12 protein-coding genes are annotated in these 12,462 nt (G+C 42.0%); 11 read left to right on the top strand and 1 reads right to left on the bottom strand.

Features of this window, described 5'->3' with window-relative positions; all coding sequences use genetic code 11:
* Positions 1-29: 29 nt before the first annotated feature.
* Positions 30-1,256, top strand: a complete 1,227-nt coding sequence (locus P5G49_RS11445) for a hypothetical protein (protein ID WP_301243915.1) — start codon at positions 30-32, stop codon at positions 1,254-1,256.
* Positions 1,257-1,421: 165 nt separating this feature from the next.
* Complete coding sequence (locus P5G49_RS11440) at positions 1,422-2,786, top strand: plasmid pRiA4b ORF-3 family protein (RefSeq protein ID WP_301243913.1); 1,365 nt, start codon at positions 1,422-1,424, stop codon at positions 2,784-2,786.
* Positions 2,787-3,244: 458 nt separating this feature from the next.
* On the opposite strand, the gene P5G49_RS11435 is transcribed toward P5G49_RS11440, so the two are convergent.
* Positions 3,245-3,529, bottom strand: coding sequence for a phospholipase (locus P5G49_RS11435; RefSeq protein ID WP_301243911.1), 285 nt, complete (start codon positions 3,527-3,529; stop codon positions 3,245-3,247).
* A 272-nt stretch (positions 3,530-3,801) separates the two neighbouring features.
* On the opposite strand from P5G49_RS11435, the gene P5G49_RS11430 reads away from it, so the two are divergent.
* The 9 genes from P5G49_RS11430 to lepB all read left to right on the top strand — a co-directional run bounded on the left by P5G49_RS11430 (position 3,802) and on the right by lepB (position 12,341).
* Positions 3,802-5,169, top strand: a complete 1,368-nt coding sequence (locus P5G49_RS11430) for a sigma-54 interaction domain-containing protein (RefSeq protein WP_301243909.1) — start codon at positions 3,802-3,804, stop codon at positions 5,167-5,169.
* A 206-nt stretch (positions 5,170-5,375) separates the two neighbouring features.
* A complete protein-coding gene (locus tag P5G49_RS11425; protein WP_301243907.1) occupies positions 5,376-6,713 on the top strand; it encodes an acyclic terpene utilization AtuA family protein in 1,338 nt (445 codons plus the stop codon).
* Positions 6,694-7,005 carry an AtuA-related protein gene (locus P5G49_RS11420; protein WP_301243905.1) on the top strand — a complete coding sequence of 104 codons (312 nt, stop codon included), beginning with the start codon at positions 6,694-6,696 and terminating at the stop codon, positions 7,003-7,005. The genes P5G49_RS11425 and P5G49_RS11420 overlap by 20 nt, the downstream gene beginning before the upstream one ends.
* Positions 7,006-7,028: 23 nt before the next feature.
* Positions 7,029-8,318, top strand: coding sequence for a CitMHS family transporter (locus P5G49_RS11415; RefSeq protein ID WP_301243903.1), 1,290 nt, complete (start codon positions 7,029-7,031; stop codon positions 8,316-8,318).
* Positions 8,319-8,853: 535 nt separating this feature from the next.
* Positions 8,854-9,495, top strand: a complete 642-nt coding sequence (locus P5G49_RS11410) for a response regulator (RefSeq protein ID WP_301243901.1) — start codon at positions 8,854-8,856, stop codon at positions 9,493-9,495.
* A 327-nt stretch (positions 9,496-9,822) separates the two neighbouring features.
* Complete coding sequence (locus P5G49_RS11405; RefSeq protein ID WP_301243899.1) at positions 9,823-10,317, top strand: hypothetical protein; 495 nt, start codon at positions 9,823-9,825, stop codon at positions 10,315-10,317.
* A gap of 2 nt (positions 10,318-10,319) precedes the next feature.
* Positions 10,320-11,093, top strand: a complete 774-nt coding sequence (locus P5G49_RS11400) for a hypothetical protein (protein WP_301243897.1) — start codon at positions 10,320-10,322, stop codon at positions 11,091-11,093.
* 61 nt (positions 11,094-11,154) lie between these two features.
* Entirely contained in the window at positions 11,155-11,775 is a 621-nt protein-coding gene (locus tag P5G49_RS11395; RefSeq protein ID WP_301243895.1) for a hypothetical protein, read from the top strand.
* Positions 11,772-12,341 carry a signal peptidase I gene (lepB, locus tag P5G49_RS11390; RefSeq protein WP_301243894.1) on the top strand — a complete coding sequence of 190 codons (570 nt, stop codon included), beginning with the start codon at positions 11,772-11,774 and terminating at the stop codon, positions 12,339-12,341. Before P5G49_RS11395 ends, lepB begins: the two co-directional genes overlap by 4 nt.
* Positions 12,342-12,462 lie beyond the last annotated feature (121 nt).

The following is a 12,462-nucleotide window of genomic DNA, read 5'->3' as shown; positions in this document are numbered from 1 at the left end:
TACCTTTGCGGATGAAAGGAGCATGACCGTTGGATCAAATCATTATCGTTTCAGTACTTACGCTTTTAGGAATTAGCTTATTTGCATTTCGGGGTTTGCGGGGAAAAGTGGGCTTGGTTTTGATTACTATAATCGTTGCGGGTTGTAGTGGGAAAGCACCGATTCCGCAACCTGAGATTGAGGATATAGATGAGGAAGTTTCGGAGCCGGAAGTTGATGTGGATGAAGAAGGTAGTGTATTCATTTCGATTGAAGCGGCGAAGGAGCATGCGGTTGCCACTACTACGGTTCGCTCGGGTGAAGCAGTTGGAGATGTTTATTTGATTTCAACTGAATCAATGGCTTCCATTACTGGTAAGGAGCATGCATCTGATGAAGGGTCATACGCTGTGTTTTTGGCAGGGGATGGCGCGAAGGAAGCTGAGCTGCAATTACAGATTAACGGGTTATTGACGAATCCGGAAGAATCGCTTGGTACGTACACGTTGGGGGAGTACACTATTTTTAGCTTGGCCCGTCAGGATAGACCAAATCTGAATTTAATTAGATCATGGGCTTATGATGGTGAAAAATTGAAGGAGATTCAATTTGCAGGCAAAGGTGAAGTTGAGGCCTCGCATCCAACATTTCGGGCAATCGAAGACAGTTATTTGCAAATGTATTTGGATTTGGAAGACACGGCGGATGCTGTTCCCGGATGGACGTTTACAACATGGAAATGGCATCCTGAAAAAATGAGTTTTGCTTTCCACTTTGAAAGATCCTATACCGATCAAGAGGAATTCGGGTTGGCATCAGGAGGATATTTAGTGGGCAAGTGGCATAAATATCAGCATTTCTACCTTGCTTTTCCACAATTCACTTTTACAGACCAATCTAAGGCTTTATTGTCGGAAGGCATGTTTATCGATCAGAATGTGCAACTTGGGCAACCAATCCACAAGTTGCTGCAGGAAAGAAATGACTGGGTTGGCCACGATTACTATGAGGGCGGTCCTTACTATGAATTCCCGGGTGGCTTTACGTACTTTTATAATGAAGGGACGCAGGATGTTTCATTCATAGTTGTTTCGAAAATGGCATTGACCAATTCGACAGATGAGCTGAGAGCACTTTTGGGGGAATCGGATAAAAAAGTGTTCGATGATATTAACAACGAATATATTGAATATTATACATTTGGCGGGTACCGACTATTAATCTTCTCCTCAATAGAAGATGAAGTGACTTCCCTATGGTTGTCGAAGAAGCAGTGATAGGGAAGTCATTTCGCTACAATTGAATACTATCGGATGGGGAGTCAATCGTGTATTAAACGGTTGGCTTTCTTTTACATGACGTGTAGGCTGGATATTTCTTAGGTGAAGAATTAGTATAGATACTACCGGTAAGATGAATTTGTGTAAAGCTGAGGTGCAACGATGAAAGCATTTATTGTAAAACTGACATTTGAGGATATCGACCCGCTGATCTGGAGAAGGGTGATCCTTCCCGCTGGGGCGACATTTAATCGACTGCATGAAATGATTCAATACGTCACGAACTTTCAAAGCAGGTATATGGATGAGCCATATCATTATTTCGATATAGAAGTGGATGGACTTTTCATTACAAATAATCCTTATACACATGAAGAATATAAGAAAGAGTTCAATGGCTTGAAGCTTAAACGCCCTTCCCATTTGAAAATCGATACGTATTTGGAGGGGAATAGGCAAATCTTGTATCGATATGATTCGGGGGATGACTGGCGTATCATGGTGGAACTTGAGGGGATTGTTGAGGATTATTATTTCGGTTATCCGACCGTTCTTGAGGGAGAAGGAGCAGCTCCTCCTGAAGATGTCGGGGGTCCTCCGGGATATGCACACTTTTTGGACGTCTACCATGACCCGAAACATCCTGATTATTTGTCAACCTATGAGTGGGCGGAAGCGCAATGCTATAAGCCTTTTGATATCGAAAAAGTCAATGAATCCTTGAAATATGTAAAGTACAAGAAAACCGAGTGGGATCGAATTGACCATGAAAATTATAATGTGAAGTCGGATAAATATCGCGGTCCCAAGCAATTAAAGCAAGCAGAGCCTTTAGCCGGGGATCTGATCCTTGATTATATCGTTGCTTGTACGAACTTATATGGAGTCGTCCCTCATGAAAAAGTGAGGGAGATTTATAGTGGGCAAAATAAATTAGTGATATCGAGTGAAATGATGAAGGCAATGGTAACTGACCTACCGACCGTTGAATTGTTGAAAAGGCGGCATGTACTTGTAGAAGGCCGGAATTTTTATCATGAAGCGATGGATTATGTGGATGAAGTTCGATTAATGAAGAATGTAGAAGGGAAGCCGTTTTATGTTCCGGAAAAGGACAAGCTGCTTCATTATGTCAAGGATACGTATTTTGAAAGGACTCCGCAACAGTTAGTGCTTGGGCAATTGATGGTAAAGGATGGTTTTCCGGCACGGACAATAAATAGTGAAATAGAAGAGTTATTAGGGGAGTTATCCGTTCCTTTTTCCAATGTCCTATCCGTTTTTCAAACATTTGCAGGTAGATTGGAGCTAAATAATAGGGCTCAAGTTAACTCCTATTTACAATGTGTGACGGAAATTGCCAACACAACACGACTCTGGGAAAATCGGGGTCACACTCCTAACGAACTATTTCCTTCGGAAAAACCTTACCTTCATCCGCTGCCGGGAGAATCGACTAAAACTGGACGCAACGACCCTTGTCCATGCGGTAGTGGGAAGAAATACAAGAAGTGTTGCGGAAAGTGAAAGCAGGGGCCAATCGTTAGCGTTAGTTAAACAGTGATGTTGCCTTTGGATAACGCAGTCTTGACTTCATTGTGCAAGTTGCACAATGAAGTCACAAATTTGACAAATGTAAGCGCTTTGCCTTTGACTGTTTTGTGAACACCGCATTTCTTGTCTTTTGTTTTGGGGAAAAGGGAGTAACATAGGCAGTAGAAAAGGCGAATTGCCAACCAAAACCAAAACAAAAGGAGAATGCATCATGTGGGTCATCACTGTTTTTGAACAAAAAAGTTACCGGATGTTCGAGTTCGCTACAAAAGTTGAAGCTCTTAAAGTCCTAAAAAAATTCCCTGCTGCAGTCCTTTCTTATACAAATTAATAGTTATCTATACCCCCGGTCGAATTGTCGACTGGGGGCTTTTCTGTTTATCGCTGCAACCGGTTATTTCGGTGGCAGCTTATCCAACTACTATCCGTTATTATCTCCGCCAACAATTAAATCTGGTCTGGGCAAGCATATAACGATAAAGCATTCGCGCGTGCCGACCTTCATAGTTATCGTAATGAATGTATTGTTCCAAGCGATCCAGAAATTCTATATCACAATCACATCGTCTTTTATACGAAAGATAACACAGATCATGCGCTTTGCATGCCGCATCGACTGCATTTACCGGAGCCCCCGGTCCAGAACAACCCGGGCCACACCAATTATATCCGGGAAACACGCAAAGTCTCGGACTCCTAAATCGTCTACGTTCCATGGAAAACCCCCCCTAACATAAAATCCATCTTCTATATTTTATTCGAATATTTTTGAGGTACCTGTGCACGAAACAATTCAGATTATGCACAACAATTGCATAAAAAATAATAAGGAAGCCAATAAAATTAACGGTTAATTGGATTCTTTTCGCATATTTATTAATTTTATTGAATTGTCATAAATGTGTCATGCACAGGTACCTTTACAATTCAGGTACCTTTACAATTTATTCTGAAATTTGGTGTACTATAGTATTAGAATGACAGGTTTTTGAATTCGAATAAGGGGATGGTGGCAATCGAAGAGACAGTTAACTGGTGGAAAGCGATTGTTGAGTCGATGAATGATGGGGTGCTTGTCATTGATCGTTCCGGTATAGTAAGGACGATAAATCCGGAGTATACACGGATTACTGGTGTGACGCCGGATATTATTGGGAAGCCATTGGTTTTGTATCGTCCAGGTGCGAGGTTGCCGGAAACGCTTGCAAGTGGGAAGAGTCAGGTTGGTGTTTATCGGAAGACGCATGATAGGGAGTATGTTGTTGATATGGCGCCTGTAATGCTTGACGATAAGATTGTGGGGGCAGTTTCGGTTTGTAAGAGTTTGACTGAAGTTCAGCTGCTTACGCAGGAACTTGAGAAGCAACGGCAAAAAGTGAAGGAATTGCAGGAGCAGATGAGTGCGTTACATAGGGTGAGGTATACATTCGATGATATCATCGGTGCCGAGTCGAAGATGCAGGATATAATCTCGATTGCAAGGAAAACTGCGGCTACCGATTTGCCTGTATTGATCAGGGGAGAGAGTGGAACGGGTAAAGAATTGTTTGCTCAGGCAATCCATCATGCTAGTTTGCGCTCAGAAAAGCCGTTCATTGCTGTGAATTGTTCAGCCATTCCTTCTGCTTTAATTGAAAATGAATTGTTTGGTCATTTGGACGGGTCGTTAGTCAGTCAATCAGTAGCTGGTAAGGCGGGCTTATTTGAAATGGCAGATGGAGGAACGTTATTTTTAGATGAAATAGGAGATCTCTCACTCGATGTCCAAGCCAAATTGTTACGTGTTTTGCAGGAAGGTGCGGTCCGGCGAGTGGGAGAAGTTGAAGAACGTAGGGTGGATGTCCGAATTGTTGCGTCAACACATCGGGATTTGTATCAACTCATTGCGAAAGGGCTTTTTCGCAATGATTTCTTGTACCGTTTGAATACAATCGATCTTCAAATTCCGCCACTCCGTGAACGGAAAAAGGAGATTCCCCTCATCACCAGTTCATTATTGGCGGATAGGTTTGAAGTAGAGGATAATGTAATGATGTTTCTCACACAGTATGATTGGCCGGGAAACATTAGAGAACTGCGCAACGTCTTGGATTATGCGATGTGTTTGGTGGATGAAAATGAACGTATCTCAATTCGACATTTTCCCGATTTTATGCAAAAACAGCATACTCTATATAATGAAGAAAAGGGGATTCTCCCGTTGCATGAGGCTGTGGAAGTGGCGGAGAAACAGATACTTGTATCCGCACTTCAATCCTGTGAACCGACAGTTGGAGAACGGCAGGAAATTGCAAATATGTTAGGGATTTCTCTTGCCACATTGTATAATAAAATGAAGAAATACAATATAAAATAATGGTTCTAATTATTTGTAATTATATAAAATTAGATTCTAATAATTTAGAACGCCAGCTTTACCAAGAAATTTGAAGTACAAAACACTATATAGAAGTACTTTTCATTCCACCTTATTAGAAGAAGAAAAGCCGGATATATAGGCATTTCTTCTTTTCTTTTTGATAAAATAATAGAAGACATAGATTTTAACAACGAGGTGATTGCATGTTGCGTATTGGATCGGGTGCTGGATTTTCCGGTGACCGTATAGAGCCGGCAATTGAACTTGCTGAAAAAGGTAAGCTTGATTACTTGGTTTTGGAGTGTTTGGCGGAACGGACGATTGCGCTTGCACAAAAACGAAAAAAAGCGGATGTGATGTTGGGGTATGACCCGTTGCTTGAAAAGCGTATTCGTTCTTTATTGCCGGCTTTATTGAAAAACAATGTGCGGCTTGTGACGAATATGGGGGCAGCTAACCCGATAGGCGGAGCACAAAAAATAATTGAAATAGCGGAAGAGTTAGGGTTGAAGGTGAAAGTGGCAGCTGTAACAGGGGATGATGTGCTGCCTTATGTTTTTGAGAACGCTGATTCGCTTTTATTTAATCCTGAACTCTTTGAAACCGCTTCCATACTCTCTGCAAATGCCTATATGGGTGTGTCGGAAATTGTTCCGGCACTAGAAACGGGCGCGGATGTGATCATTACGGGAAGAGTTGCTGATCCTTCTTTGTTTTTGGCACCGATGATCCATCATTTCGGGTGGTCTGTGGATGATTATGATTTGATGGCGAAAGGGACAGTGATCGGTCATTTACTTGAATGTGCCGGTCAATTGACTGGAGGCTATTTTGCCGATCCTAAGAAGAAAGATGTCAATGGACTTGCTTACCTTGGTTTTCCATTAGCTGAGGTCCAATCCGATGGTTCTGCTTTATTGACAAAAGTTCCGGGAACTGGTGGGACGCTTACGCTGCGCACAGTGAAAGAACAGCTTTTGTATGAAGTGATGGATCCGTCTTCTTATATAACTCCTGATGTTGTTGCGGATTTTACAACTGTTTCCTTGAGAGAGGATAGAGAGGATCGTATTTTATTAACCGGTGGAAGAGGGAAGGAAAGACCAGCGCAGTTGAAAGTAAGTGTTGGTTATGATGCGGGTTTTATAGGTGAAGGAGAGATCACTTATGCTGGGGAAAATGCGTACGGTCGTGCTGAGCTTGCCGGTGCTATCGTAAAAGAACGTATTTCAAGAAACTATGATGAGTTTAAAGTAGATTACATAGGGGCTATTTCAGGACATCGTGGTTCATTTGGACATCAAGTGAATCCATATGAAGTTCGTCTTCGTGTTGCTGGAAAAACGTTTGAGGAAGATAAAGCGCAACGGATTGGTGAAGAAGTTGAAGCTCTTTATACAAATGGGCCTGCTGGGGGTGGTGGAGCACGTAAGTTTGTGAATGAAGTAATCGGAATCGTCTCTACCATGGTGCCAAGAACAGTGATAAATGCTGCTATCAAGGTCATGGAGGTGGGGCAAAATGGCAAGGAAACTGTATGAACTGGCACACAGTCGGGCAGGGGATAAAGGTGATGTTCTAATGCTGTCACTTATTCCTTACGAGGAAGAGATGTATGAAAAGTTACGGGAACAGGTGACGGCAGACAGGGTGAAAAGCCATTTGAATCACATTGTGAAAGGGGATGTGATTCGTTACGAGATGCCGAATATTTCTGCTTTGCAGTTTGTGTGTCAAGGTGCGCTTCTTGGTGGCGTAACGACTTCGCTTGGGATGGACACACATGGAAAGACATTGAGTTATGCATTATTGGAAATGGAAGTAGATTTGTAGGTCAAACTTAAGGGGGATAATGTATGTTGGCATTATTAGGTTTTTTAACGATTTTCGTATTCTTGGCATTGATTTTGACGAAACGGGTGTCGGTCATTGTTTCGCTAATCGTAGTTCCTATTGTGTTTGCTTTGATCGGAGGATTTGGAGCACAAATGGGCGAATTCATGTTAGATGGGGTGAAAGGTGTTGCCCCGACAGGAATCATGCTTGGTTTTGCGATTCTTTATTTTGGAGTAATGAATAATGCGGGACTGTTCGATCCGGTTATATCTCGTGTGTTGCGTGTTGTAAAAGGAGATCCACAAAAGATTGTCGTCGGTACCGCGATTATTGCAATGCTTGCCCATCTTGATGGATCTGGGGCGTCAACATTCCTAATCGCAATTCCTGCTTTGCTACCCCTATATGATAAATTGGGTATGAGTCGAATTGTATTGGCTGGGGTAGTTGCACTTGGTGCCGGAGTCATGAATCTTCTTCCATGGGGTGGACCGACAGCACGTGCTGCAACTGCACTTAAAGTCGATACGAGCGAAATTTTCAATCCGGTCATTCCTGCAATGATTGCAGGAATCGTTTGGGTGCTTTTAGTATCGTTTTGGATTGGAAGGAAGGAAAAGAAACGAATCGGCGTGGCAGATGTCGAGTATGACCTCCAAACGGAATTGTCCGATGAAGAAAGAGCAATGCGAAGACCGAAATTGTTCTGGTTCAATTTACTGTTAACGATTCTGACCATAGTCGCACTCGTTAAAGTTTGGCTGCCACTTCCAATCATCTTCATGATTGCATTTGCGGTTGCGGTTATCGTCAATTATCCGAGACCTGATGATCAGATGGAACAAGTGAAAAGCCAGGCGGTTGGTATGATTACAGTCGTTTCAATTATTTTTGCTGCAGGAGTTTTCACAGGGATTCTTTCAGGTACAGGAATGATTACCGAAATGGCGAATTCCCTTGTTAACGTGATTCCAGATGGGGCTGGCGGCATGATGGGAATTATCGTAGCTGTGACAGGGATGCCGTTAAGTTTGCTCTTTACGCCAGATGCGTACTACTTTGGAGTATTGCCGATTATTAGTGAGACGGCAGCTGCCTATGGAGTGCTTCCGACGCATGTTGGTAGTGCGGCGATTTTAGGACAGATGACAACGGGCTTCCCGTTAAGTCCATTGACGGCATCGACGTTTTTATTGATCGGGCTTGCGGGTGTTGAATTAGCCGATCATCAGAAATTTGTATTTAAGTGGGCATTTGGTACAACGATTGTGATGACGATTGTGGCGATTATTACTGGCGTGATTATTTAGGTACCTGTGCACGAAACAATTCAGATTATGCACTACAATTGCATAAAAATAATTAGGAAGCCAATCAAATTAATACTTGACTGGCTTCCTTTTGTATATTTATTGTGTTCATTGAATTGTCAGTGCATCATGCACAGGTACCTTCAAAGAGGTGCCTTCAAAAAGTGTGGAGGTACATTTGTCATGCTTGCGATAGAGCAATATATGTATTTATTTCTTTTTGTGAAGGGGAATAGGAATCAGTGGTAGGTTGTGAAAACAGTAGTAAGGAATGAATAATTCAAATAGTTAGAACTCTTTATTGATAGTATATGGTCATTTCATTACAATAGAGGAAGAAGATGGTTTTATATAGAAAACCATTCAACACCTCAGAAATTATTCACCCTCCACAGAAGTCGGTCCAGATGATTTACATTTAACTACTCTGGATATGCACATATCATTCCACTCAATAGTTTTTCCCAAACAATTTTCAACGACGATAAACAATAGAAATCATTATAAACAATGATGAGAGAGAGGTTGTCGTTCTATGAATGTGATACTTGTCGATGATCACCCGTTAATAAGGAAGGGGCTTTTTTCAGTTCTTGTTAGCGAAGAGGGCTTGAATATTGTGGGAGAGGCTTCGAATCGTCAGGAAGCTTTGGCCATCATTCGTTCAATGAATCCTGATATTGCCATCGTGGATTTATATTTAGGGGGCGAATGTGGGTTGGACTTGGTAGCCGAGGCGAAATCCTTAGGATTGTCTTGCAAATTTATTGTATTGTCCTCCTCGCCAAGTGAAGAAAATTTCATGTCGGCCAAGAGACTTGGGGTTTCTGGCTTCTTATTGAAAGAGTCTGTGCTTGAAGAATTGGTACATGCCCTGCGAATGATTTGTAACGGCAGAAACTACTATGATCAAAGGATTCTTGAGGTTATTTTGAAATCTCCTAAGTCTTATATAACAAACGGGGAATTCGAGACGCTAACTCCCAAGGAGACTGAAGTGTTGATAGAACTTGGTAAAGGTCTCTCCAATAAAGAAATTTCCCAGGTGTTATGCGTAACTGAGTATACCGTAAAAAAACATGTCAGCCAAGTATTAGCGAAGTTAAATCTAATGGATAGAACCCAAGCAGCTTTATATGCAAATGCAAAAGGGTTAGTTCGATACATTGTGAATTAACAAGAAGTTCCCCTGAAATGTTAGGTCCTGCTTTTAAAGGACCTAACATTTTTTTTTTTGACAAATGCATTCCACTTTTGTCTACCATTGGAAACGAAAGTGGTAGGTCGGATTACAACATTGGATAACAAGATGAGTCTAAAGAATAGTAAAAAAAGTAGACAGAAGAGGGGCGAGAAGAAACAATGGCACTTTTATACTTGTGAATAGATGGAAAAGTGCATCTTTTCTAAACGCATCGAGCGAAGACATTCAAAGTTGGTGTATCGAACGACGTTCAGCTGAAATGAGGAATGCTTCTTGGAAAATAGTAGGGGGTAGGTGATCGTGAGAAAGATAGATATTGCATTTGTAACGTGCTGTCTCCTTTTAGTAAGCACTTCAATTTATGCCCAATCCACAAAAGGTACGTCACTCACGGACTGGTACAGGCATCAAGTCCATTTATTATCCAATCAGATTAGCGAACAACTGATAGGCATGCTTACAACAATGCAGATTTCCGTAGATGCCCAAAGAGGACAGATGCTCAAAGTTATGGAAAGTCAACTTGTAGGCTACGTTCTTAACGCCTCCAATGATGTAAACCGCGATATCAAGAAGTATAAAAACGATTACCTGCAGCGATTGGATGAAACAACAGAGTCGCTACAAGAAGAGGATCTTATTGATTTTGTTCAAGACCTAAAAAAAAGGCAGATGGAGATCGATCGTCGTACATTTGAAATTTTATCGGAACTTCTTTCCAATCATGGTTTCGATGGAACGACTGATGAAGTGAGCCCGGAAAATAATAACAACAATACTGAGGAGGACAATTAAACATGAAGATGACATTTAAGAAGAAAATCGTTGCAGGAACAATATCGGCTGGATTGTTATCTGGAGTGGGTCTTGCGTTTGCGAACACGGATGCCGGGGGAGCGTTGAAATCTTGGTATAGCGGCGTGTTTACTGGTGCGGAAGCCTCCGTTGCTCAGGAAGCAGATCAATATTCTGCAGATGAGTTTTCAAGTTTGGATGAGATGTTCGAAGGTATGCGAGTTGGTGCTGAATTTGATGTTGATTTTACAAAGGATCGTGAACTTGGCAGGGCTACCGCGGCTATCCAGAACGCTAAAAATTCCCATATAAGCTCGTTAGGTGAGGCGCAAACTGAAATCTTAGCAGGGATGGATCTTGCGTTTAATAATGTTTACCAGGAAGGCTGGCTGCAAATCCAGGCCGCCGGGAATGAGGCGACTCAAATTGCATCTGCTGACATGACTGTATTCGCAGGCGATACGGGAGCGGCTGCTGTCGAAGAGTTGACAACAGAATTGAATGCCGTAAAAGCTGAGGCACTAACGGGGCTTGAAGAAGCAATTGAGACAGCTAAAGCCACAATTATGGCAGAAGTGGAAAGTGAAAAGATAATTACTGTCAATAATTTGAAAACGGCAATCGATTTCAAAGTCAACGAAGTATTTGATAGGGTTTCAGTGATTTTGGATGAACTTGTGGCGGCACAGGAAGCCTTGATCGAAGCAAAAGCGTTAGAGCTTGAAAATGAAGCGAAGGCTGCAATGGATGCACTACTATCAGGCATGAATGACTAAATGATAGTTTGTTAGGGCCCGCCCAAAGTGGGTCCTACTATTTCATCTGGAGGGGTGTGCTGTGGATAAAGAACGAAGGAAGTCAAGTCACTCGGAAATCGTTAAATTCCTAATTGGAGCTGTTCTTTTAATCGGAATAATCGGAGGCAGTGTATCAGTCACGTTTGCACATCAAGATATCCAATCATTGTTGATGAACTGGTTTGATACACAAAGGGGGCACGCGCTTGTGGAAATTAAGGAAGCGATTGATTCAGAACAAGAAATTCAAACGGGACGTTTAAAAGAAGAGCTGCATTCGGAAATTCAAGTTGCTAACGAAAGACTTCAGGCTTTCACCTTAATCGAAAAGGAAAAGCGAACAAGCGAATTGCGACGTTATGTTGACGAATTAATATCCACCATCAATATCGATAACTCACAAAAAGAGAACAGTTTAAGAGATGAATTGGAAAGCATCTTCCAAGCAGCGGTCAATGAAATGAACCGAGTGATGAATGATGGAAATCACAGCCAAGCACCAGAACAGGAGCCTGATCTTAGCGATGGGGAGGATCCGGAGGAAGAGCCGGATTCTGAATCGGAGTTAGGTCCAGAACCAAAACAAGAGCTAAAATTAGAACCCAACCCAAATATAGACCCGGATCATGAATTTGGTGAAAAGGAAAGTGATGCCCCATGAATGTAAATGAAATAGCCGCAAATCCAACAAAAGAAGCAACGAATCAGGCAACGAATCAAGCAACGAATCAAGCAACGACTAATCAGAGGAAATCACAGGATAGTGTCCTTAGTTGGGTGAAGTTTATTTTGCTTATCCTTGGACTTTTTCTTTTTTTTCGATATGCAATCGGCATTACCGTCATTAGCGGGAACTCCATGGCTCCAACACTCCACAATAAGGATGTCATTGTGACGAATAATTTATTTTTTACCCCTGAAATAAATGATATTGTTCAGTTTCGAGATGTGCACGGGTTCGATGTCATCAAGAGGATTATCGCCTTGCCGAATGACACTGTTAAAATCGCTAATGGTGTCGTTTATGTAAATGGCGACAAGGTGCATGAAGTATATTCCACCGGCTTTCCGACAGATATGGAATTGGTCAAGGTGGCAGAGAACTCCTATTTTGTAATGGGGGACAACCGGACTCCCGGTGAAAGCTTAGATAGTAGGAACAGTGAATTCGGTTTCCTGCCGAAAGAGCGTATTAAAGGGGAGCTCCTATTCTCGCTTTATCCGTGAGGGTTTAAATAAATCCTGGACTTGTATGGTGAATGAAACAACATGATAGAGCAAAGTTACGCCATTACTACCTCAGAGCTTTGAAAGGAGGGATAAGGTTACACCTTTTACTCGTAAAGAA

The organism is Sporosarcina highlanderae (genome assembly GCF_030433715.1).
Classification (GTDB): Bacteria; Bacillota; Bacilli; order Bacillales_A; family Planococcaceae; genus Sporosarcina; species Sporosarcina highlanderae.
The sequence above is the reverse complement of the archived record's forward strand: the minus strand, read 5'-3'. Positions and strand labels throughout refer to the sequence as shown.